The organism is Streptomyces sp. NPDC023573 (genome assembly GCF_055559735.1).
The window spans coordinates 38,462-60,691 of record NZ_JBVHKB010000009.1 but is presented as its reverse complement, the minus strand read 5'-3'; the positions used below and the strand labels follow the sequence as shown (position 1 = coordinate 60,691).

Below are 22,230 nucleotides of genomic sequence, written 5' to 3'. Positions count from 1 at the left end.
TTCCGTGTGGTCAGGCCGCGAGGGCGTGACGCCAGCGCACCGCGGAGCCGATCTTCAGGATGCTGTTGGAGTAGATGCGTGCGGCCAGCCAGACGCATCCACCGGTCGCCCCCGCCATGACCGCCGCCGCTGCGAGCTGTTGGAGCAGCGAGACGTTGCCCACGCTGGCCTGCAGCGGCATCAGGAGCCCGGAGAAGGGCGGGACGTACTGCACGATGCCGACCCAGCCGGCGTTCAGGTCACCGGCCGCCGCCGCGGCGACGCCCACGGGCGCCAGGGCCAGGACCATGACGGGCATGAGGACCGACTGGAGGTCCTCGGGGCGTGAGACCAGGGAGCCGGCGGCGGCGAACAGATAGGCGAACAGGGTGAAGGTGAGCAGGAACCACAGGGCGGCGCTGATCAGGGCCGCCGTCGAGGGCAGCCCCTCGGTCCTGTCCCCGAACATCGACCGTGCGCCGACCACGGCCGCGACCAGCACGACTATCTGCAGGACGGCGGCCGTGCCGATGCCCGCGACCTTCCCCATCATGAGCCGCAGCGGGGTGAGGGTGGCCAGGAGCACCTCGACGACGCGGGTGGACTTCTCCTCCACGACACCCTGTGCGACCAGGGAGCCCTGGCCGATGATCTGCATGAACAGGACGACGACCATGCTGATGGCCGCACCGATCTCGGTGCCGTTGGGGCCGCCACCGCCGACGGTGACGAGTGCCGGGCCCGCCGCGGCGACGTCACGCTGCAGTGCCGCGGTGTCGATGCGCTGCCGGTCGTAGGCGCGCTGCGTGGCCCATGCCTTGGCCAGAGCGACCGCCGAGGCCTGCGCCTGGGGCGGTGAGTCGGAGCGGCTCAGCACGCTGACGCGTGAGCCGGAGACGGTGACCGCGGCGTCCGCGTCCTTGTCGGCCACGCGGTCGCGTCCCGCCGCCTCGTCCGTGCACGCACTGAGGCTGATGCCCGGCGGCGCGGGCCCGAAGGACTCCGCGGGGGCGCCGCAGACGGCGACGGTGTGCGTCTTGGGGGCGTTCGCGTAGTAGAGGCCGGCGACCAGGCCGAACACGGCGATGACCATGAAGAGCATGCCGACGAAGTAGCCCTTGGACCTCAGGCGCGCGTCGATCTCACGGCGGTAGACCAGCCACACGTCGCTCAGGGTGCTGTTGCGGGGGGTGCTCACTGGGAGTTCTCGCTCTCGTTCCGGGGGGTGGTGGAGCCGTGCGGCTCCACGAGGTCGCGGAAAAGCTGGGTGAGGGTGGGGCGTTCGCGGGTGAGCCGGCGCACGGTGCCGTGCTGGATCGCGGCGCGCAGCACGCTGTTCTCGTCATGGCCGGGGGCCGCCTCGACGACGAGTGAGGTCCCGTCCTCGTGCGTCTTGAAGGCGCTGATCGTGTCGGGGTGGTGCAGGGCCCAGTCGGGTTCGGCCCCCTCGACCTGGAGGACCAGCGGCGCGTCCTGAGGGCGGCCGCGGAGGTCGTCGAGGGTGCCGCAGGCGGCGAGGCGCCCCGAGCGCACGATCGCCACCCGGTCGCAGAGCCGCTCGACGAGCTCGAGCTGGTGGCTGGAGAAGAGCACCGGGATCCCTTCGGCGGCCTTCTCCTGGAGGACCTCGCTCATGGCGTCGACGGCCAGCGGGTCCAGTCCGGAGAAGGGCTCGTCCAGGACCAGGACGCCGGGATCGTGGACCAGGGCGGCGGCGAGCTGCACCCGTTGCTGGTTGCCGAGGCTCAGGGAGTCGACGGGGCTGTCGCGGTGCTGGGTGATGCGCAGCCGGTCGGTCCAGCTCAGCATCGCCCGGCGGGCCTCGACCGAGGTGAGACCGTGCAGACGGGCGAGGTAGGTCAGCTGGGCGGCGACCGTCATCTTCGGGTAGAGACCGCGCTCCTCCGGCATGTAGCCGAAGCGCACTCCCGCGGCCGGAAGCGTCTCCTCACCCCAGCGCACGTGCCCGCTGTCGGCCGCCAGCAGGCCGACGACGATGCGCATGGTGGTGGTCTTGCCCGCGCCGTTGCTGCCCACGAAGCCGAAGAGGTCGCCGCTCTCGACGCGGAGGGAAAGGGAGTCGAGCGCGAGGTGGGGGCCGTAGCGCTTGGTGAGGTTGTCGACTTCGAGTGCTGTCACGGGAGTTCACTCCTGCTGGTGGTGGTGTGGGGCGCCGGGGAACACTCGTCTTTCCCTGGCGGAACTACTTGCCTAAATGGAAACTGCCTGCCAAGATGGAAACATGGACGCTGAGGAAGCACAGAAGAACCTGGCAGCCGCCCGAACCTCCTACGAGGCCTCGGTCACCCCCGCTCTGCCCGCCTGGGCACCGCCGCTGTGCGGGCTGATGGTGGGCGGGGGAGTCGCCCTGGCCGGCATCGGCGCCGAGAGCGCGTGGGTGCGCGTCGCCGGCGTCGTCGTCGGCGTCGGGCTGGCCCTCGGTGCCCGGGCGCTCCTCAACCGCATCCGTGCGCGCCGGGGCGTGACCGGAGTGCGGGGCCCGGCCGCGCGCACCCAGTCCACGCTGGTCGTCGCGGGAGCGGCGTACGTGATCGGCGCCATGAACGCCACACCGCAGACACGCTGGGTCTTCCTCGGCATGGGGGTCCTGGTCGGCGCGATCGTCTGGGTGTCACTCGCGAAGAAGGTGCGCCGGTGACCGACGGCCTCGACGAGGCCTTCCGCTCGTCCACCCGGCTGAGGATCGCGGCGTTCCTCTCCGGGTGCGACGAGGCGGAGTTCCGGGCCGTACAGGAGTACTGCGCGCTCACCGCCCCGACCCTCTCCAAACACGCGGCGGCGCTCGAGGGAGCCGGTTACGTGGAGGTCCGCAAGGGGCATGTCGGCAAGACCCCCCGCACCTGGCTCGCCCTCACGGAGCGGGGCCGGACCGCCCTCGCCGGACACCTGGCCGAGCTGCAGCTCATCGCCGACACCGCGGCACGGCATGGCAATAGCCACCGCGCCTGAGGCATCGCCCGGACGGGTGGAGAAACACGGCTGCGGTGCGGCCGCCCGGTGAGAACACCGGGAGGCCGCACCACGTGTGGCCATCAGGAGATGACCGATAGAGGCAGGATGCTCGCCGCGAGGCCGCTGTCACGGCCTGCGGGTCGCGTCGTCACGCGGGCGTGTGCCGCTCCCTCACCCGGAACGTCGAGTTCGGTGAACCCGTCGGCCCGGAGGCAGTGCGCACACCCGGAGAAGGACTTCTCTGTCACGATTCGACACATCCTTGAAGCGAGGCCGCTGAAAGGAAATCAGCAGCCGTTCTGCACGGTCAGCGAGATGCTCGCCCCTACGGCCGCGCCGGACACGGCCCAGCTGACGGACTCGATCGAGGCAGGGGCCTCGCCGGTGGCGGCGGTCCCGTACTCGTCCGCGGTGGTGTAGGCGGCGTAACCAGCGATCAGCTGCTCGTTCATTTCGGTATCTCCCGGTGTCGGTTGGGAGGCCGAACCGGCTGAGTCACATGATCAGCACTTGTCGACGACCGACATGATGGAGAGGGCCACCGAGGCGATGGAGATACCCACGGTCTCCACGGACGCGGGGGCCTCGCCGGTGGCGGCGGTGCCGTACTCGTCAGCGGTGGTGTAGGCGGCGTAGCCGGCGATCAGCTTCTCGTTCATTTTCGGTTTCCTTCTCCGTTGTATGTCGGTAGTCGATTTCGGGCCGGGTCAGGCGATCAGCACTTGTCGACGACCGACATGATGGAGAGGGCCACCGAGGCGATGGAGATGCCGACCGTCTCCGCGGACGCGGGGGCCTCGCCGGTGGCGGCGGTGCCGTACTCGTCAGCGGTGGTGTAGGCGGCGTAGCCGGCGATGAGCTTCTCGTTCATGTCGAACTCCCAGTTTGTTTTATCTCCTTGGTATCAGCGGCCGCTTTCCTTTCGGGCTGCGGTTGCTGACAAATGAGATTCCATCACCATGGGGATCGGCAGTCGACGGGAGTTTTCACGGCGCTTGACCGGAAACCCGCTCCACCTTCGGAGTTCGCCGTCCAGGAGAAACTTTCGCCCGTTAATTGATGCCGGATCAGCCGACCGGAGCGGCCACCGCGGCCGCGTCGGCCTCGGTGCCGGACTCCGCCGGCTCCCCGTCCCCGTCCTTCGCGGCCTTCGCGGCCTCGGCCCTGGCCGCCCGGTCCTGCATGACCTCCTGGATCCCCTCGACCCCCATCGGGTCGAAACTCACCAGCTCGGGCAGCGCCTTGATGCCCGAGATGAGGCTGATGAAGCCCACCCGCGAGTTCTCGATGTACATGCGCCCGACCCCCTGGGCCCGCTCCATGTACTCCTCACGCAGCCGGTTGGGATCCATGAAGAACCGCACATAGGCCAGGATGTCGTTGTAGAGCTGCTGGTAGGTGGCCTCGAAACGCCCCAGGGCCTGCTCCTCGGACCCCGGCTCGTCGAGAACCGCGTCCAGGGCACGGGACGCCATCCAGGCACCCGAGGTCCCGAGCCACACACCCGAGGAGAACAGCGGGTCGATGAAGCACGCCGCGTCACCGACCGCGACCCAGCCGGGCCCGTGGAACCGCTCGCTGATGTGCGACCAGTCCCGGGCGGTACGCATCTCGCCGGCGTCGGCCGGATCGACCATCGTCCTGGCTATGCGGCTGCCCGCCAGGCCCTCGAGGAAGACGTCGGTGCGGGAGCGGCCCTGCGCGGTGGCCTCGGCGAGCTGCGTGGCCGGCAGCACATAGCCCAGGCTCAGCTCGGTGTCCGACAGCGGGATGCCCCACATCCACCCGCCGCCGTCGATGGCCTCCACGAGGATGTCCTCCGGGGCCTCCAGCGGCGTGAACCTCTCGAAGTAGGTCCACACCGCCACGTTGCGCAGGTCCTCCTGGAACGTCACGTCGGTGAGCTTGCGCGTCACGACCCGGTTCTGCCCGGACGCGTCGACCGTGTACGCGGCGGAGACCTGTTGCTTCTTCCCGCCGTGGGTGTACACGACGCCGGTGACCGTGCCGTCCGCGTCCTGGACGACGTCGTCGACCCTGGCCTGCTCCAGCACCGTCGCACCGAGCTTGCGGGCGTTCTCCAGCAGGATCTGGTCGAACTCGTCGCGCCTGACGTGCCAGGAGTGGTCGTACACACCACCGGTGGCACTGAAGTCGGTGCGCCAGGGCTGCGGGTCCTTGCCCCACACCAGGTTGATGCCGGTCTTGCGCTGGAAGCGTGCCTCCAGCTCGTCCACGACACCGAGTTCCTCCATCACCGGGATCATTCCGGTGACCAGGGATTCCCCGATGTGGTAGCGCGGGAAGGACTCCCGCTCGAGTACCAGCACGCTGCGGCCGCGCTTGGCCAGCAGGCCTGCCAGGGTGGAGCCGGCGGGGCCGCCGCCGATGACGACGACGTCGTAGCGGGTTGCCTCGGACATGAGCGATTTCCTTTCGTCGATGACGGTTCAGAAGGTGTGCAGGATGTCGACGAGTGGCGACGAGAGGTTGCGGGCCGGCTCCGCCGGGTCGATGCCCGCGTCGATGAACGCCGCGGTCAGGCACTCCTCGCGTGACTCCGTCGCCCCGGTCGGGAGGGTGGCGTGGCGCACGAGCGCCTCGGCCATCACGTGCGTCCGGTGCTGGCCGAAGCTCATGCCCCGGCGTGAGGGACGCTGGTCGTCCGGCTCGAACGCACAGCCCACCGACTCGGTCAGCGGGCGGACGAAGGGCGAGGTCCCCGGCGCGAGAAGCCCCGTGGCCTGGAGGTGCTCCGCACAGGCCCGCGCCTGCTTCCAGCCGGGACGCGGGAGATAGACGACCAGCGCGTCGGTGCGCGGGTACAGCAGCGGCGACGAGGAGATCTTCGCCCGCCACGGGGTCCGGGCGCCGTCGAGGAAGCCGACCGCCGCACGCCAGACCTCGGGGGCTGCGTCGGCATCCGCCAGGTGCGCGTACAGCCTCAGCGTCGCGCCGGATCCCGAGGTGGCCTGCGAACCGGCGAAGAAGAAGCCGGGCGACAGACCCGGCCGCGCCGCGGGCAGGACGACCTCCGCGCTCCCGGCAGGGGTCTCCCGCAGGGACCCCGGGGGAACGGCCACCCGTACCCCGTCCAGCACCACCACGGAATGGTCCTCACCGGCCCGGAGGACCGTCGCCCCCCGGGTGACCGTGCGGTCCTCCAGGGTCAGGCGCAGGCGCTCGTCGAACGCCGCGTCACGCCATGTGCGAGGCGTGGACTCCATCGCGGAAGCGCGCCCGGTGTGCAGCGTCTGGTACATCACGGAAGCGAGCTTCTGGACGAGGGCCTGCGGGCTGCCGGTCTCGTAGCTCTCCCCGCCGGTCTCGGCGCGGTGCCCTCCGTCGCTCACCCGCACCCGGTCCAGGAGACCGGCGACGCGGGAGGACAGATTCAGGGTCGCGGGCATCATGCCTCCAGGCCGAGAGCGGTGGTGAACTCACCCGGGGACAGCAGGACCGTACGGCCGATGCCGGCCGCGGCCTTGTTGATGGGCGAGAGCCGGGCGGAGGACTCCGCCGCGGCCAGCATCCGGTCGAGCATGTGCCAGCCGGCGTACGCGGCCGCCCGGCTCGCCAGGCCCTCGTCGGCACGCACGTGCTCCGGCGCCGCGGCCGTGTACGAGCGGTAGAACGCACGCACCAGCGGCGCACAGCGCTCGACCTCCACCGCTCCGGTGGCCACGATCTCCTCGTGGGTGACCGTGTGCCCCACCGGAGAGGCCTCCGCGAGGCTCCCCGGGATCCGGTTGGCCGCCTGGTACAGCCACTCACCGGCGAAGGCGCCCAGGTCACGGGCCGGGTCCCCCAGGCGGGTCTCCTCGAAGTCGGTGAGGAAAAGACGGCTCCCCGACCGCAGGAACTGATCGGTGCGCAGGTCGCCGTGGACCGGACAGCGGGCAGCGTCCGTCCCCTCCCGGTCGGCCGCGCGCAGGGCGTGCAGCGCCTCGATCAGAGGCGTGTCGGCGTGCAGCAGACGCCACATCTCCAGCTCCGCGAACGAAGCGTCGGCGTAGCGCCGCAGCGGCAGCGCGGACAGCAGACCGAGCGGCGGCAGCGGGTGCTCGGTGGTGTCGAAGCCGGCCGCGTCGAGGCCGTGCAGCCGCGCGACGAGGGTGCCGGCCTGCGCGGCCAGATCCTCGTCGAACTCCTCCGAGGCCACCAGTTCGGCACCGTTGTCGGCGTCCTCGAGGTAGGCGAAGGCGATCAGTCCGTGGTCCATGTCGCTGCCCAGCACCTCGGGGGTGGCCAGGCTCTCCCGCCCGGCCTCCCACACCAGCTGGGTGCGGCGCATACGGGCCGACCGGTTCGCATCGGCCGCCGTTCCGAACTGTTTGACGAACACCTGGGCGCCGCTCGCGGTGGTACCGGCCCAGTTGTTGTTCCGGCCGCGTGGGCTGGTGACCGTGTGGGGGTCGAAGGTTCCCAGTTCCAGCCGACTCAGCAGCGCGTCCACATGCGGAACGGCCTGAAGGTCGACCGGCTGGAAACGGGGTACCCGTTCTCGAATGCCGATGCTTTTCGCCATGCCACGGACCATAGAGAGCCGTTCGAGGCAGCCGCAATGCTCAACTATCCGCGTTAGTTGACGGTCAACCATAAAAACGCCGCACGCGCTGCGCTCACAGGGCCCGCCGCACAACAAAAAGTTGCCACACCGCTTCCGGAGAGCTTGAATCCTGGGCCATGGCCGACTTGAGGACGCGTCAACTTCCGAACGGTCTCCGGATCGTTGCCCAGCGAATACCAGGCGTATCGGGTGCAGGAATATCCGTGAACTACCGTGTGGGTTTCCGCAGCGAACCCCCAATGCGAAGCGGTTTCGCGCATCTCTTCGAACACATGATGTTCCAGGGGTCGCGGAACATTCCGCGCGGAGAGCATTTCGCGCGTATCCAGGCCTCGGGCGGCACGGTCAACGGGCACACGTTTCCGGACCACACCGACTACTACCAGGTGGTGCCCGGCCCCATGCTCGGCCAGGTGCTGTCCATGGAGGCGGACCGCATGTCGCACCTGCGGATCGACCGGGACAACCTCGACACCCAACGCGACGTCGTCAAGCAGGAGATCGCGCTCCAGGTAGACGGGAAGCCCTACGGCGGCTTCCCCTGGACCGTCCTTCCGCAAGCCCTCTACAGCCTCTGGCACAACGCGCACAACGGCTACGGCGAGCCCGTCGACCTCGACACCGCGACCGTGGAGGACTGCCGGTCCTTCTACGACGCCCACTACGGTCCGGGCAACGCCGTGCTCGCCCTGTGCGCGGACACCGACGCCGAAAGCCTTCTCGACGCCGCCACCACACACTTCGACGCTCTTGAGGCCCGCCCCCTGCCACCTCCCGTACCGCTGGATGAACCACTGCGCGGACCCCAGCACCTCACCCGGTGGGACGGGCTGGCGCCCCGCCCCGCCCTGGCGCTGGGCCACCGCATGCCGCCGGCCGGTACCGAGCTGCGGGAGTACGCCGCCCACCTGGTCCTCTCCCAGATCCTCACCGGCGGCACGACCGGGCGCCTGAAGCAGCGTCTGGGCGCGCGGGGAGCCCGCAGCGATTCGAGCGTCGGATTCTTCGGCCCGCTCATGGCCACCGACCCCGACACCTTCGTCCTCGTCGTCCACCGGCCCGACACCCTCTCCTCCTCGGCGACCCTCGACGTCGTACGTGACGAACTGCGGGCCGTCGCCGACGGCCTGGCACCCGCTGCCCTCAGCCATGCCGTCCACTCCGTGCGGCGCGGCCTCTACCAGGCCATGGACTCCCTGGCCCACCGGACCCGTGCCCTGGCGCGCGGCGAACTCCTCTTCGCCCGCCCGCTGATCCTCGACGACCTGGCCCGGGCGCTCACCACCGTGACCGTCGACGACGTGCACCGGGCCGCCGCCCACCTCGCCGAGGAGGACGGCAGCGCCGTCGTCGACCTGCTGCCCGGTACCGCCCCCCTGGAGGCTGCGGCATGACACCACCCGCCGGACTCGCCCTGCCGCCCATCGACATCGTCGGCACACACCACAGCAACGGCGCCGGCCTCGTTCTCTCACCGCTGCGCACCGTTCCCCTGCTCCAGGCGCACCTGGCCGTCGAGGCCCCCCTGCGCACCGCCGCGGAGACGGCCGCCCTGGACGTCCTCGCGGCAACCGTTCCCGCCCTGGACGCCTGCACCGCCTTCGAGGCCGTCGGCGGACAGGTCGCCGTCACCCGCCGGCAGCAGTGGCTCATGGTCTCGCTGACCTGTGTCAGCGGACAGGCCGGCCCGCTCGCCGACGCCCTGGCCGCCGTCGTATCCCTCCACGCCTCGGACCACATGGTCGACCAGGCCCGCGCCAAGGCCGCCCAGCAGGCGACGCTCATCTCCTCCGTGCCGGCCGTCGACTCCGCACGACAGCTGTGGGAGGCCTACTACGGCCACCTACCGCTGTACGCCGAGCCGACCGCCCCCGCCCGGGACGTCGAGCAGGTCACCACCGACGACGTCCGGCACGCCCACCGCGCCCTGCGCCCGGACCGGGCCCACCTCGTCGTCGTCGGAGACCTCGACCCGCAGGCCCTCCTCCCCCGCCTGGAGAACGCCCTCGCGGACTGGCGGTCCGCCTCACCCCGGCAGGCCGGGGCGGCGACCGCCCTCGCACCGGCCCAGGACCCGGGGGCGCATCTGCGGCACCGGCCGGGATGGTCCCAGACCCACCTGCGGTACGCGGCCCCCTGCACCACCCGCCAGGACCTGCCCCGCTTCGCTGCCGCCCAGGTCGCCTCGCTCCTGCTGGGCGGCAACTTCTCCTCCCGTATCAACACCGAACTCCGCGAACGCCACGGACTCGCCTACCGCACCTCCGCCGCTCTGACCGACCACCTCGACAGCGACGTCATCGTCATCGAGGCCGACGTGTCCCCCGGCAACGCGGCCCGCGCCCGGCGCCACCTCGACGCCGTGCTCGAGGACTTCGCCGAGAACGGCCCCACCGACGACGAGCTGCGGACAGCGGTCCGCCACACCGTCGGCAAGTACACCCTCGGCCTGGGCGAGCAGACGACACGAGCGGCCTGCCTGATGTCCTACCTCACCTCCGGACTCGGCCCCTCGGGCGTCACCGACATCCCCCGCGCGATCGCCGCCCTCACCCGGGACGACGTCCGCGACATCGCCCACAGATGGCACCCCACCGGGATGCACCGCCTCCTGTGCGGCGACCTGACAGCCGACCCAGGCCTCGCCGACCCGTCCTGACCGCAGCCCGGAACCCACGCCTCACCCGGGCGCGGCCGGCCCTCGAAGGAAGCACCATGCCCACGACCAGCGTCATCTACTCAGCCATGCCCACCGAACTCGGCAGCGTCGTCTCCTACGCCCGCCTCGCCGAACAGACCTCGGGAAACCGTCTGTGGTGCGGCCAGACCCTGACCATGGAGAGCCACCACCTCTTCGCCGCACTGAGCACCCTCGGCCTGGACCTCTCCTACGGCACCGCCGTCTCGGTCATGCCCATGCGCCACCCGCTCACCGCGGCCCTGAACGCCCGCTCGATCGCCGCACTCTCCCAGCGCCCCTTCGTCGCGGGCATAGGCCCCGGCGCGGCGGTACTCCAGGAACGCCTCCTCGGCGCGCCCTACCGCCGGCCGGTGCACACCACGCGCTCGTACGCCACGATGCTGCGGACCCTGGCCAACAACGGCACCGCCGAAGCACCCGACGGCCCATGGGAGACCACCGGCATCACCCTGCCCACCCTGGGGACACCCCCCGTCGAAGTGGGCATCGGCGTCCTGCGGGAGCCCATGGCCCGCCTGGCCGGCGAGGTCGCCGACCGGGCCATCACCTGGCTCACCCCCGCACCGTGGATAGCCCAGCACATCGCACCCGCCGTGCGCGAGGGCCACGGGCGCTCCACCGACCCCACCCGCCCGCTCCCCACCATCGCCGCGGTCGTCCAGTGCGCCGTCGCCCGGCCGGGGCGCGACCTCGTCCACATCGCGCGGCGCGCCGCCGGAACCCACCTGACTGCCCCGCACTACACCGACATGCTGCGGCAGGCGGGCGTCCCCGCACACGCCGACGACCCCGACACCGGCGCGCGCCTGCTGGTCGAACACGGGGTCCTCGCCCACGGCACCCCCCAGGAGATCGCCACCCAACTCGCCGCCTACCACGCGGCAGGCGTCGACGAAGTCATCGTCAACGTCGGCGGTGTCCATCTGGCCGAAGGCGCCGGCGCCGCACTCGGCGACCTGAGCGCCATCCTCGACGCCGTGGAGGAGCGGGAGCAGCAGCGATGACCTTCACCCCGCAGCCCTTCGTCCCCGACACACCGCCGCCGCTGAACGCCGAGCGCCTGCTCTACGTCGCCACCGGCGGGGTGCAGACCATGTTCATGCCCATGTGGCTGCGGTGGCTGCACAACAGCTATCCCCACATGGACATCCGCTGCGTCATGACCCACTCCGCCCGCCGCTTCGCCGGCGTCACCGCGGTCGCCGCCGCCAACGACGGCCGGCCACCGATGATCGACAACTGGCCCGAGGAACCCCACACCGCACTGCACGTCGAGCTCGCCGCCTGGCCCGACGCGATCCTCGTCCACCCCGCGACCCTCCACTTCACCGCCCGGCTGGCCCTGGGACTCGCCGACACACCCACCCTGCTGGCCCTGCAGTGCACCCAGGCCCCGATCGTCGTCTGCCCGGCCCTGCCCCCCGGCGGACACCTCAACCCCGCCTACCGACAGCATGTCGAAGCACTGTCCCTGCGCGACAACATCAGCGTCCTGCCGCCCATCAGCGGCATCAGCATGTCCACCGGTGAGGAGGGCCTGGGCACGGCGGCTCTGCTGCCGCACGCGGTGGCCGCCCTGGAGGACCTCCGCTCCTGGCAGCAGGAGGCAGCCGCATGAGCGCACCCGCGCCCGCCGGCAGCGTCGTCATCGACGAGTCCGGCACGGGTAACCAGATCACCCGCGTCCTGCGCACACCGGAAGGCCATCTCCTCTGGCAGCGCGGCCCCGGACGCGACAACCCCGATCCCTATCCGCCACTCCCCGACGCCCTCCTCCCCCAGCTGTCCGCACTCGGCACACCCGCGCTCCGCTTCGTACCCCCGGTCCACGCGACCCCCACCCTCCACACCTGGCGGGTGCACGGCCGTCACAGCTTCGCCGCCCTCATGACACCCGCCCAGGCCGACAGTGACGGCCACCTCGACCAGCTGATCACCGCCCTCGGCACGCAGCTGCGCCGGCTCCACACCAGCCCGGTGCCGCCCGCAGGCGACGGCGAACTCCCCCACACCCCGCACAGCCACCTCCGGCTGCACCGCTACCTCGCCACCGGACGCGGCCCCCGCGCCGCCACCGCCTTCCACTACCGCCTGCGCACCGGACTCGGACCCACGCGCTTCAGCCGGCTCCAGGAGGCCACCTCCCATCTGTGCAGCGTCCCCGACCCGCACGACGCCGTGACCCTGCACGGGTGGTGCTCCCTGGGCAGCCTCGTCGTGGCGGACCCACAGCCCTCCGACGGCCCCCGCCCGGCCGCCCACATGCTCACCGGCAGCGAGGCGTACACCGGCCGCCGCGAGTCCGATCTCTCCTGCCTCCTGGGCGAGCTCACCGAATACACGGCCGCGGCCCGCGGCGCGGAGCTCGACTGGCCCCTGCCCGACCGGCTGCGCACCAGCTTCCTCAGCGCGTACGGCGACGGCTTCGACCCCTCGGTCCTCGCCGCCGGCTGCACCGTACGCATCGCCACCCACGCCCTGGCCGTCGCCGCCTACCACGGCTGGAACGACCAGCTCCACGGCTACGTACCGATGCTCGCGGAGCTCCTCGACAGCGACGGCCTCCCCGCATCCACCAGCGGCTGAACCGACCCACCGAACCCAACCCGCAGAGGGGACAGCCATGCCACGAGTACCTGTGCTGCCGGCCGAGGAGAAAGCACGCATCGTCCTGGACCTGCTCTCAGGACACACCACGCTGTCGCAGGCGGCTCTGCAGGCCGGGGTGTCCACACAGTCCATATCCGTGTGGCGCCGCCAGTTCATCGAAGCCGGCCACACCGGACTCCAGCCACCCGCGCAGAGATCGGACGCCGCCCGCCGTGAACGTCAGCTCCTCGGCGAGATCAAAGGGCTGAAGGCCGCCCTGGGCGAGGCCCACCTCGCCCTGCGCGCCACCGCCCCACGCCGCATGTACAGCCTCCGCTGACGACATCCGTCCACCGAACACCGCACCAGGGAGAGCCATGTTCCGCAGACCACCTCCTTCACCCGACCGGCCCGAAACCACCCTTCGGCTGCGCCGCGAACTGCTGGCCCACCCGGGCCCGTTGGCGGCCGCCGTACTGCTCGCCCTGATCGCCACGGCAGCCGGCCTGTCCGTGCCGCTCCTGGTCAAGGACATCATCACCCGCTTCGCCACCGACCGGTCCCTGACCGCACCCATCACCTGGATGTGCGTCGCGGCGGTGGTCGGCGCGGGAGCTCAGGCGGCCTCCGGTTTCCTGCTGGCCCGCATCGGCGAGCAGATGATCTACCGCATCCGCACCCGCGTCATGGACCACGCCCTGCGCCTGCCCATGACCCGTATGCGCACCGAGGGCGTCGGCAACCTCACCACCCGCATCACGTCGGACGCGCTCCTGATGCGTCAGGTCGTCGACGTCGGCGCGCAGCTCCCCCTGTCCGCGCTCACCGTCCTGTTCACCCTCGGTGTCATGGCCTGGATCGACTGGGTCCTCACGCTGGTGACCGTCGCCTCCCTCGCGATCGTCACCGTCGCCCTCACCATGATCATCAGCCGGGTCAAGGACAACGTCGCCGGACAGCAGAACGCCATCGGCCGCATCGCCCAGCGTTTCTCCGCGAGCCTGGAATCTCTGACCACCATCAAGGCCTACCGGGCCGAACGCCTGGCCATGCGCGGGCTCTCCGACGACGCCGACGAACTGCGCGCCGTCTCGGTCCAGGGCGCGAGACTGCTCACCGCGATCCCGGCGGTGACCGGCCTCGGCAACCAGTTCGCCATGATCGCCGTGATCCTCACCGGAGGCGCCCGCATGGCCGCGGGCGACCTCGGCATCGCCGACTTCGCCGCCTTCATCCTCTACATCCTCCAGGCCATCCCGCCGGCCACCGCGCTCACCCAGGGATTCGGCCGCCTCCAGGCGGGCCTCGCCGCCCGCGACCGCTGCAACGAGCTCCTGGCCCTGCCGCAGGAAGCGGACGCCACCCGCGGCCTGCCCGAACCCGAGCCCACCCCCGGACAGGACGCCGTCACCCTGCACGACGTCACCTACACCCACCCCGGCGCCACCGCCCCGGCCCTGCGCACGGTGTCCCTCACCACCCCCCGGCGGGGCCTGACCGCGATCGTCGGCGCCTCGGGCGCCGGGAAGACCACCGCGCTCTCCCTGATCGACCGGTTCGACACCCCGGACGAAGGCCACATCACCGTCCTGGGACACCCTCTCGACCGCTGGCCGCTCGACGCCCTCCGCTCACGCATCAGTTACGTCGACCAGAGCTTCACCCTGCTGGAAGCGACGGCCCGGGAGAACCTCCAGCTCGGCCGCACCACCCCGATCAGCGACGACGACATGCAGCGAGCCCTGGAGTCGGTCGGACTCCGTGACGAGTTGGCGCGCCTGCCGCAGGGGCTGGACACACCGCTGGGACGGGCCGTCAACCTCTCCGGCGGCCAGCGGCAACGCATGGCCCTGGCACGGGCGCTGCTGTCCCAGGCCGAGATCGTCCTGCTCGACGAACCCACCAGCCAGCTCGACGGCATCAACGAGCAGCGGTTCCGCGCAGTCGTCGACGACCTCGCCGAGGAACGCGGCGTGATCGTCGTCGCCCACCGGCTCTCCACCGTCCAGCACGCCGGCCACGTCGTCATGATGGACGAGGGACGGGTCCTGGACTCCGGCCCGCACCACACCCTCATGGAACGCTGCGAGGCCTACCGCGCCCTCGTGAACTCCCAGATCATCGCGGGCGAGCGCGGGGCCCCCGCGCGCGACGCCGTGCCCGCGGCCGCGTGAACACCCGGGCCGCCCCGCCCCGTACCGGCACACCCGGTACCCGCACACCCCGTACCGGCACACCGTCAGGAGGAGACGCCATGGCAGCCGATCCCACGAAAGCACTCGCGTACGTCGCGTTGGTCCTGGGCGCCACCACGGCCCTGCTCGCCAACCGGCTCACCGATCACCGCGCGCACCGGGCGCGGCTCCTGGTCCGCACGATCGCCACCTTCAGCCGCCCCGCCTGACACACCCCCGGGTGCGGGGCGGTTGGCCGCACCGCACCCGGGCACAGGACCGATATCCCGGCCACGGCGGCCGGTTGTCGCCCCATACCTCCGGAGGAGCAGGGCGTACCCCCCGGGTAGCCACAGGATCACTCCAGGGTCCGATGCCCTGCCCCCGCTCCGCCGCCTAACGTCCCTGGCATGACGCTGAGACTCCGCAGACGAACGGCCGTCGCCGCCCTGTCGGCCACGCTCCTGCTGGCCACACCCGTCGCCACCGCCCAGGCGTTGTCCGGGCCGGCAACGACCGCGACCGCCGCCGACACCACGCTCGAACTGCCCCGGCCCACCGGCCCGTACACCGTCGGCACCGAGGTGCTGCACCTCACCGACCGCGGCCGTACCGACCCCTGGGTGCCGGAGGCCGGGGACCGCGAGCTGATGGTGTCCCTGTACTACCCCGCCCGCCCCGGCAGGCCGGGCGCCACCGCCCCGTACATGAGCCTGCGGGAGGCCGAGGCCGTGCTCACGGGCGTCGGGCTGGACGAGGACGCACCGGCCGCGGTGAGCTCGCTCGGCACCCACGCCCGCACGGGTGCGCTCACCGCCCGGGGCCGGTTCCCCCTGGTGCTGCTCTCCCCCGGCTTCGGCAATCCCCGGGCGACGGTGACCTCGCTCGCGGAGGACCTGGCGAGCAGCGGTTACGTGGTGGCGAGCGTCGACCACGCCTACGAGTCCGCCGGTACCGAACTTCCCGACGGCCGGCTTCTGACCTGCGTGGCCTGCGAGAAGATGGAGTCCGCGCCCAGCGAGGAAGCACAGAAGGAGCTGGGCAGGCTCGTCTCCACCGGACGGGCCGCGGACCTCTCCTTCGTACTGGACCGGCTGACCGGCCACCGTCCCGCATGGAAGGGCTCCCGCGTGATCGACCCGGCGCGGGTCGCCGTGGCCGGCCACTCCATCGGGGGAAGTGCGGCCGCCTCCGCGATGCTGGCCGACCCGCGCTTCGACGCGGGGATCAACATGGACGGCACGTTCCAGGAACGTGTTCCCGCGTCCGGTGTCGGCGCGCGTCCCTTCATGATGCTGGGCACCGCGTCCTTCCACTCCCCCGGCGGCGAGGACGAGTCCTGGGACGAGGGCTATCAGCACCTGGACGGCTGGAAGCGCTGGATCGGCGTCGAGGGATCCGGCCACTCCAGCTTCACGGACGTACCCGTCCTGGAGGACCGGATGGGCGTGACGCTCGACCCCACGGTCACCCTCTCCACCGACCGTCAGGTCCGGATCACCCGTGACTACGTCGGCGCCTTCCTCGACCAGCACCTGCGCGGCCGGCACCAGCGCCTGCTGGACGGCCCCACACCCGGCAACCCGGAGGTCGTCTTCCAGCGCCCCTGACGACGGCCGCAGCACACGGGAGCGCCCCCGGACACGGAGTCCGGGGGCGCGCTCGAGCGTGTGCGGGTCACACCGTGACGGGAACACCCTTCGTCTCCACGTCGTGCACCTCGGGCTCCTCGACCGGGGAGGCCGACGCCGAGTTGTACGCGTCGTGGTCGAGGATCTTCTCGCGGGAGGCGACGATCACCGGGACCAGCGCCTGTCCCGCGACGTTCGTGGCGGTGCGCATCATGTCCAGGATCGGGTCGATGGCGAGGAGCAGGCCCACGCCCTCCAGCGGGAGGCCCAGCGTCGACAGGGTCAGGGTCAGCATGACCGTGGCGCCGGTGAGGCCGGCGGTGGCCGCCGAGCCGATGACCGAGACGAACGCGATCAGGATGTAGTCACCGATGCCCAGCTGCACGTCGAAGATCTGCGCGATGAAGATCGCCGCCAGCGCCGGGTAGATCGCGGCGCAGCCGTCCATCTTGGTCGTGGCACCGAACGGCACGGCGAAGGAGGCGTACTCCTTCGGGACGCCGAGGCGCTCCGTGACCTGCTGGGTGACCGGCATGGTGCCGACCGAGGAGCGGGAGACGAAGGCCAGCTGGATCGCGGGCCAGGCGCCCTTGAAGAACTGCAGCGGGCTGACCTTGGCGACCGTGGCGAGGAGCAGCGGGTAGACGCCGAACATCACCAGGGCGCAGCCGATGTAGACGTCCGCGGTGAAGGTGGCGTACTTGCCGATCAGGTCCCAGCCGTAGTCGGCGATGGCGTAGCCGATGAGGCCGACGGTGCCGATCGGGGCGAGGCGGATGACCCACCACAGGGCCTTCTGGAGGAGCTCCAGGACCGACTCGCTGAGGGAGAGGATCGGCTTGGCCTTCTCGCCGAGCTGGAGCGCGGCGATACCGGCGACGGCGGCCATGAAGACGATCTGGAGGACGTTCAGCTCGGTGAACGGTGTGATGACGTCCGTCGGGATGATGCCGGTGAGGAAGTCCAGCCAGGAGCCGGCGTTCTCGGGCTTGGCGCCGTCCTTCGGGGTGAGGCCGGTGCCGGAGCCCGGGTTGGTGATCAGACCGATCGCGAGGCCGATGGCGACCGCGATCAGCGATGTGATCATGAACCAGAGCAGGGTGCGGGTGGCCAGCCTGGCGGCGTTGTTGACCTTGCGCAGGTTGGTGATCGACACCAGGATCGCGAAGAAGACGAGGGGCGCGACGGCCAGCTTCAGCAGCTGGACGAAGATGTGGCCGACCTGGTCGAGCGTGGTGTAGAGCCAGCCGATCTCGTAGCTGCGGGTGATCCAGCCGAGCAGGACACCGAGGACGAGACCGGCGACTATCTGTATCCAGAACGGGATTCTGGGCAGGCGGAAGCCGGAGCCGGACGGCTTGCCGGCTTCGGTCTCTGCGGCGGGCGCGGGGTTCGCGGACACGGACACACTCCAGATGTGACGCATCGGAACGTACGAGGGACATACGTACGGTCGTGCGGTCGAACAGGGGGACGGGGGTGCGGCGCCCGCGTCAGGGGCGGCGCCGCTGCATGATGCCGGTTCAGACGTTGCGGCAACAGACCGCGGACATACAGCGGCAGAGATCGACATGCAGGCGCGCCACGAGCGGGACGCTCAGGGCGTGGTGGAGGCGCACTGCTGTGGTCATGGCGAATACGTTAACACTGCAACTTTGAGAACCTCAAAGGTACGCTTCTTGATCATCTCGCCCGGCGTTCGCGCCCGGGCACGCGAAAGCCCCGGTACGGGAGCGGATGCTCCGGTCCGGGGCTTCGTCTGTACGGCGTGCGGTGTGAGGAACCTTACGCGGCGCCTGCCTACTGGGCGACGCTGTCCTCGCGGGTGCGGTTCGCCTCGAGCCTCGCCTTGGTCCGGTCGACCGTCGAGATGAGCTGCTCGGACATCTCGTCGCGCTGCTTGCGCAGCAGGATGAAGCTCAGGGGCGCGGAGAGCAGCAGGCCGAGGAGGATGACCCAGACGGCGTTGGAGCCACCGACGCCGGAGGGGAGCACCCCGAAGTGGACCGCGACACCGGCGACGAAGAAGCAGCCCACGAAAATCAGCAGGCGCATGGCGGTGTACCGGATCGTTGCGCTCGGCTTGGCAGCGGACACGGCTGGCCTTCTCTCTACGTCCGACGTTCCTGCGGTCGTGCAGTCTCTGCCCGACCAGTGAAGCATGCCCCGAATTCGATCAGTTCGCAGGGTTGCCCCGGCGTGGCACTCGACCGCCTCACCGGAAGAGCGGGAGCAGCATGATGACGTCGTCGCGGTAGTCGTCCTCGGCGACCCGGATGGCGTTCGGGACCCGGCCCACCTCCTTGTATCCGCAGGAGGCGTAGAAGCGGTCGGCACCGGTCCCGCCGCGGCAGGTGAGCCGGATGGCGTCGATCCCGTCGAGCTCCAGGGCGGCGTCGGCCATGGCGGCCATCAGCGCGCGTCCGAAGCCCTTGCCCTGGTGGCGGGGGTGGACCATCACGGTGTAGGCGCCGATCCAGTGCCGCATGAGCCGGTGGGTGTTGTGGGTGAGGAAGGCGGTGGCGGCCACCGTGCCGTCCTCGTCCCGCCCGACGATCAGGTGGGTCCGCCCCTCCGCCATCCCGGCGAGGTGTTTGACGAGCTCCGGCCGGACCTCCTCGTGGGTGACGGGCGGCACGAAGCCGACGGCCCCGCCCGCGTTGCTGACATCCGCCCAGAGCGCGGTGATGCCGTCCCGCAGGGTCCGGTCGAATGCGGGATCCACTTCGAATGTAAGCGCCATATGTGCAGATTAACCATTACGGCATGGTCTCCTCAACCCGCGTCCACCACGCGGGAAAGCCCCGGCCGGGGGACGGCAGGCCGGGGCTTTCGTACAGCGGGACGCCTGGGACACCCGCTACGGGTGCGGGGCGTCGGGCGGGCGTAGGCCTCAGACGCGCATCGGCTGCGGCGTCTCACGCCGGTCGGCGTCCGGGCCCGGGTACTCACGCAGGATCTCGTACCGGGTGTTGCGCTCCACGGGCCGGAAGCCCGCGTCCCGGATGAGGTCGAGCAGGTCCTCGCGGCCGAGCTTGTTCGGCGTGCCGTAGTCGTCGGCGTCGTGCGTGATCTTGTACTCGACGACCGAGCCGTCCATGTCGTCCGCACCGTGCTGGAGCGCGAGCTGCGCGGTCTGCACGCCGTGCATGACCCAGAAGACCTTGACGTGCGGGACGTTGTCGAAGAGCAGCCGCGAGACCGCGAAGGTCTTGAGCGCTTCCGCGCCGGTGGCCATCGACGTCCGCGCCTGGAGGGTGTTGCGGACCTTGCCGTCCTTCATGTCCACGAAGTCGTGCTGGTAGCGCAGCGGGATGAAGACCTGGAAGCCGCCGGTCTCGTCCTGCATCTCCCGCAGCCGCAGCACGTGGTCGACGCGGTGACGGGGCTCCTCGATGTGCCCGTACAGCATCGTCGCCGGGGTCTTGAGACCCTTCTCGTGCGCGAGGCGGTGGATGCGCGACCAGTCCTCCCAGTGGGTGTTGTGGTCGACGATGTGCTGGCGGACCTCCCAGTCGAAGATCTCCGCGCCGCCGCCGGTCAGTGACTCCAGACCGGCCTCGATCAGCTCGTCGAGGATCTCGGAGGCCGAGAGCCCGGAGATCGTCTCGAAGTGGTGGATCTCCGTCGCGGTGAACGCCTTGAGCGCCACCTCCGGTAGGGCTTCCTTGAGCGCGCTGAGCGAGCGCGGGTAGTAGCGCCACGGCAGGGTGGGGTGCAGCCCGTTGACGATGTGCAGCTCGGTGAGGTTCTCGCCCTGCATCGCCTTGGCGAGACGGACGGCCTCCTCGATGCGCATCGTGTACGCGTCCTTCTCGCCCGGCTTGCGCTGGAACGAGCAGTACGCGCAGGACGCGGTGCACACGTTGGTCATGTTGAGGTGGCGGTTGACGTTGAAGTGGACGACGTCGCCGTTCTTCCTCGTACGGACCTCGTGGGCCAGCCCGCCGAGCCATGCCAGGTCGTCGGACTCGTAGAGCGCGATCCCGTCCTCGCGGGTCAGCCGCTCGCCGGCCCGGACCTTCTCCTCCAGCTCGCGCTTGAGTCCCGCGTCCACCAGTGCCCCTCTCGATTCCCAGCTGTTCCGGCAGCCCACGGTACTCCCCCGCCCTCAGGACGGAGGCACCCCCACCACCGCTCGCGTCACTCCTCCTCGGGGAGCTCTCCGACCCGGTTCTCCCACTTGGTGGAGAGCACGACCGTCGTACGGGTCCGGGAGACCCCCCTGGTGCCGCTGAGCCGGCGGATGGTCCTCTCCAGGCCGTCCACGTCGCCGACCCGCACCTTGAGCATGAACGAGTCGTCGCCCGCGATGAACCAGCAGTCCTCGATCTCGGCGAGGTCCTTCAGCCGGTGCGCGACGTCCTCGTGGTCGGCGGCGTCGGAGAGGGAGATGCCGATCAGCGCGGTGACACCGAGCCCGAGCGACGCGGCGTCGACGGTCGCGCGGTAGCCGGTGATGACACCGGCGGTTTCCAGCCGGTTGATGCGGTCGGTGACGCTGGGCCCGGAGAGCCCGACGAGCCGTCCCAGCTCGGCATACGAGGCCCTGCCGTTCTCTCTGAGGGCCTGGATGAGCTGCCTGTCCACCGCGTCCATGTGACTGAAACCTTCCATTGTTCAGCAGTACCGCGAGCTTACGTGTAGAATCTAAGGCACAACAGGGTCAGACCCTGTAAATCTTTCTCAGCATCCAAGAAACGCTTTCGAATCTTCAGGAGTGAACTTCACCGTGTACTCGATCGAGATGGCCTACGCCCGGATGCGCGAGCTGCAGGACCTGGCCAACCGCTCGCGTGCCCACCAGCCCGCCGCCGCCCACCGCGTCGACCGCGCCCGCGCCCCGCGCATGAGCAGGAAGAAGCGCTGACCCCAGCGGTCCGAGGCAGCCCGGCCTTCCCTCAGCCGCGGGAGGCGCCACCGAGCTCCCCCTCCCACCGGCGGTACAGCTGATGCGGCACCCCCGCCGCGTCCAGGACCCGCCCGGCGACGAAGTCCACCAGGTCCTGGATGTGCGTCGCCCCCGCGTAGAACGCCGGGGAGGCGGGCAGCACCACGGCGCCCGCCTCGTCGAGCGCGACCATCTGCTTGAGCGTCTGACCGCTGAGCGGCGTCTCGCGCACCGCCACGACCAGCTTCCGCCGTTCCTTGAGCGTCACGCTCGCGGCCCGCTGGAGCAGATCCTTCGAGAGCCCGAGCGCCACCCCGGCCACACACGCCGTCGACGCCGGGACGATCAGCATCCCCTTCGCCGGGTACGACCCGGAGGACGGCCCCGCCGCCAGATCGCCGGCCGCCCAGTGGCGTACGCCGTCGATGTCCGGCCGGAAGGTGTCCGGCTTCCCGTCCGCGCCCCGCGCCAGCCAGCTCCGCAGGTCCTCCTGCCAGTGGGCGTCACGGAAGGCGATCCCCGTCTCGTCCAGGAGGGTGAGCCGCGAGGCACGGCTGACCACCAGATCGACGCTCTCCCCGGCCGCCAGCAGTCCGCGCAGCACCGAGGCCGCGAACGGCGTGCCCGATGCGCCCGATACCCCGACAATCCAAGGCGCGCGCTCCTGCTGACTCATCGAAGTCCCGGCTGTCACACCACCGAGCCTATCCGGCACCCCGTCC

General features: G+C 70.7%; 26 protein-coding genes. 12 read left to right on the top strand and 14 right to left on the bottom strand.

What is annotated here, in order from left to right; genetic code table 11:
- Positions 1–10: 10 nt before the first annotated feature.
- Both ACZ32T_RS26840 and ACZ32T_RS26835 read right to left on the bottom strand, forming a co-directional pair.
- Entirely contained in the window at positions 11–1,177 is a 1,167-nt protein-coding gene (locus tag ACZ32T_RS26840; protein ID WP_467268741.1) for an ABC transporter permease, read from the bottom strand.
- A complete protein-coding gene (locus ACZ32T_RS26835) occupies positions 1,174–2,118 on the bottom strand; it encodes an ABC transporter ATP-binding protein (protein WP_467268743.1) in 945 nt (314 codons plus the stop codon). Before ACZ32T_RS26835 ends, ACZ32T_RS26840 begins: the two co-directional genes overlap by 4 nt.
- Before the next feature lie 103 nt (positions 2,119–2,221).
- On the opposite strand from ACZ32T_RS26835, the gene ACZ32T_RS26830 reads away from it, so the two are divergent.
- Both ACZ32T_RS26830 and ACZ32T_RS26825 read left to right on the top strand, forming a co-directional pair.
- A complete protein-coding gene (locus ACZ32T_RS26830) occupies positions 2,222–2,638 on the top strand; it encodes a hypothetical protein (protein WP_467268745.1) in 417 nt (138 codons plus the stop codon).
- The gene (locus ACZ32T_RS26825) at positions 2,635–2,949 is read left to right on the top strand and encodes a transcriptional regulator (protein ID WP_467369418.1); all 315 of its coding nucleotides are present in this window, start codon (positions 2,635–2,637) and stop codon (positions 2,947–2,949) included. Before ACZ32T_RS26830 ends, ACZ32T_RS26825 begins: the two co-directional genes overlap by 4 nt.
- Positions 2,950–3,239: 290 nt before the next feature.
- Here the strand turns inward: ACZ32T_RS26825 and ACZ32T_RS26820 are convergent, their stop codons facing one another.
- The 6 genes from ACZ32T_RS26820 to lxmK form a co-directional block, all read right to left on the bottom strand.
- A complete protein-coding gene (locus tag ACZ32T_RS26820; protein ID WP_401522230.1) occupies positions 3,240–3,404 on the bottom strand; it encodes an LxmA leader domain family RiPP in 165 nt (54 codons plus the stop codon).
- 51 nt (positions 3,405–3,455) lie between these two features.
- Positions 3,456–3,611 carry an LxmA leader domain family RiPP gene (locus tag ACZ32T_RS26815; protein ID WP_203729111.1) on the bottom strand — a complete coding sequence of 52 codons (156 nt, stop codon included), beginning with the start codon at positions 3,609–3,611 and terminating at the stop codon, positions 3,456–3,458.
- A gap of 56 nt (positions 3,612–3,667) precedes the next feature.
- Positions 3,668–3,823 carry an LxmA leader domain family RiPP gene (locus ACZ32T_RS26810; protein WP_401522233.1) on the bottom strand — a complete coding sequence of 52 codons (156 nt, stop codon included), beginning with the start codon at positions 3,821–3,823 and terminating at the stop codon, positions 3,668–3,670.
- A gap of 196 nt (positions 3,824–4,019) precedes the next feature.
- The gene (locus tag ACZ32T_RS26805; protein ID WP_467369416.1) at positions 4,020–5,375 is read right to left on the bottom strand and encodes an NAD(P)/FAD-dependent oxidoreductase; all 1,356 of its coding nucleotides are present in this window, start codon (positions 5,373–5,375) and stop codon (positions 4,020–4,022) included.
- Between the two features lie 27 nt (positions 5,376–5,402).
- The gene (locus ACZ32T_RS26800; protein ID WP_467268753.1) at positions 5,403–6,362 is read right to left on the bottom strand and encodes a T3SS effector HopA1 family protein; all 960 of its coding nucleotides are present in this window, start codon (positions 6,360–6,362) and stop codon (positions 5,403–5,405) included.
- Positions 6,362–7,480 carry a class V lanthionine synthetase subunit LxmK gene (lxmK, locus tag ACZ32T_RS26795; protein ID WP_467268755.1) on the bottom strand — a complete coding sequence of 373 codons (1,119 nt, stop codon included), beginning with the start codon at positions 7,478–7,480 and terminating at the stop codon, positions 6,362–6,364. Before lxmK ends, ACZ32T_RS26800 begins: the two co-directional genes overlap by 1 nt.
- Before the next feature lie 158 nt (positions 7,481–7,638).
- Between lxmK and ACZ32T_RS26790 the strand changes: the two genes are divergently transcribed.
- From ACZ32T_RS26790 to ACZ32T_RS26750, 9 genes are all read left to right on the top strand, one after another.
- Complete coding sequence (locus ACZ32T_RS26790; RefSeq protein WP_467268756.1) at positions 7,639–8,916, top strand: M16 family metallopeptidase; 1,278 nt, start codon at positions 7,639–7,641, stop codon at positions 8,914–8,916.
- Entirely contained in the window at positions 8,913–10,181 is a 1,269-nt protein-coding gene (locus ACZ32T_RS26785; protein ID WP_467369414.1) for a M16 family metallopeptidase, read from the top strand. Before ACZ32T_RS26790 ends, ACZ32T_RS26785 begins: the two co-directional genes overlap by 4 nt.
- A gap of 56 nt (positions 10,182–10,237) precedes the next feature.
- Positions 10,238–11,227 carry an LLM class flavin-dependent oxidoreductase gene (locus ACZ32T_RS26780; protein WP_467268759.1) on the top strand — a complete coding sequence of 330 codons (990 nt, stop codon included), beginning with the start codon at positions 10,238–10,240 and terminating at the stop codon, positions 11,225–11,227.
- Positions 11,224–11,841 (top strand): flavoprotein, encoded by a 618-nt coding sequence (locus tag ACZ32T_RS26775; RefSeq protein WP_467268761.1) that lies wholly within the window; start codon positions 11,224–11,226, stop codon positions 11,839–11,841. Before ACZ32T_RS26780 ends, ACZ32T_RS26775 begins: the two co-directional genes overlap by 4 nt.
- Positions 11,838–12,809 carry a hypothetical protein gene (locus ACZ32T_RS26770; RefSeq protein ID WP_467369412.1) on the top strand — a complete coding sequence of 324 codons (972 nt, stop codon included), beginning with the start codon at positions 11,838–11,840 and terminating at the stop codon, positions 12,807–12,809. Before ACZ32T_RS26775 ends, ACZ32T_RS26770 begins: the two co-directional genes overlap by 4 nt.
- A 37-nt stretch (positions 12,810–12,846) precedes the next feature.
- Positions 12,847–13,152: a transposase gene (locus ACZ32T_RS26765; RefSeq protein WP_401522258.1), complete on the top strand. Its 306-nt coding sequence runs from the start codon at positions 12,847–12,849 to the stop codon at positions 13,150–13,152.
- A gap of 37 nt (positions 13,153–13,189) precedes the next feature.
- Positions 13,190–14,986: an ABC transporter ATP-binding protein gene (locus ACZ32T_RS26760; protein WP_467268764.1), complete on the top strand. Its 1,797-nt coding sequence runs from the start codon at positions 13,190–13,192 to the stop codon at positions 14,984–14,986.
- A gap of 80 nt (positions 14,987–15,066) precedes the next feature.
- Positions 15,067–15,216 (top strand): hypothetical protein, encoded by a 150-nt coding sequence (locus ACZ32T_RS26755; RefSeq protein ID WP_467268766.1) that lies wholly within the window; start codon positions 15,067–15,069, stop codon positions 15,214–15,216.
- 180 nt (positions 15,217–15,396) lie between these two features.
- A complete protein-coding gene (locus ACZ32T_RS26750) occupies positions 15,397–16,596 on the top strand; it encodes an alpha/beta hydrolase family protein (RefSeq protein ID WP_467268768.1) in 1,200 nt (399 codons plus the stop codon).
- 67 nt (positions 16,597–16,663) lie between these two features.
- Here ACZ32T_RS26750 and ACZ32T_RS26745 read toward each other — a convergent pair whose 3' ends face one another.
- From ACZ32T_RS26745 to ACZ32T_RS26725, 5 genes are all read right to left on the bottom strand, one after another.
- Positions 16,664–18,019 carry a dicarboxylate/amino acid:cation symporter gene (locus ACZ32T_RS26745; protein ID WP_467268769.1) on the bottom strand — a complete coding sequence of 452 codons (1,356 nt, stop codon included), beginning with the start codon at positions 18,017–18,019 and terminating at the stop codon, positions 16,664–16,666.
- 398 nt (positions 18,020–18,417) lie between these two features.
- Positions 18,418–18,714 (bottom strand): DUF4229 domain-containing protein, encoded by a 297-nt coding sequence (locus tag ACZ32T_RS26740; RefSeq protein ID WP_467268771.1) that lies wholly within the window; start codon positions 18,712–18,714, stop codon positions 18,418–18,420.
- A 118-nt stretch (positions 18,715–18,832) separates the two neighbouring features.
- On the bottom strand, positions 18,833–19,360 hold the full coding sequence (locus tag ACZ32T_RS26735) for a GNAT family N-acetyltransferase (protein ID WP_467369410.1): 528 nt from the start codon (positions 19,358–19,360) through the stop codon (positions 18,833–18,835).
- 150 nt (positions 19,361–19,510) lie between these two features.
- Entirely contained in the window at positions 19,511–20,674 is a 1,164-nt protein-coding gene (gene mqnE / locus ACZ32T_RS26730; RefSeq protein ID WP_267075106.1) for an aminofutalosine synthase MqnE, read from the bottom strand.
- A gap of 86 nt (positions 20,675–20,760) precedes the next feature.
- Positions 20,761–21,216, bottom strand: coding sequence for an Lrp/AsnC family transcriptional regulator (locus ACZ32T_RS26725; RefSeq protein ID WP_053928892.1), 456 nt, complete (start codon positions 21,214–21,216; stop codon positions 20,761–20,763).
- Positions 21,217–21,337: 121 nt separating this feature from the next.
- Between ACZ32T_RS26725 and ACZ32T_RS26720 the strand changes: the two genes are divergently transcribed.
- A complete protein-coding gene (locus ACZ32T_RS26720; protein WP_356710105.1) occupies positions 21,338–21,487 on the top strand; it encodes a hypothetical protein in 150 nt (49 codons plus the stop codon).
- 31 nt (positions 21,488–21,518) lie between these two features.
- On the opposite strand, the gene ACZ32T_RS26715 is transcribed toward ACZ32T_RS26720, so the two are convergent.
- Positions 21,519–22,184, bottom strand: a complete 666-nt coding sequence (locus ACZ32T_RS26715) for a UbiX family flavin prenyltransferase (protein WP_467369679.1) — start codon at positions 22,182–22,184, stop codon at positions 21,519–21,521.
- Positions 22,185–22,230: the final 46 nt, after the last annotated feature.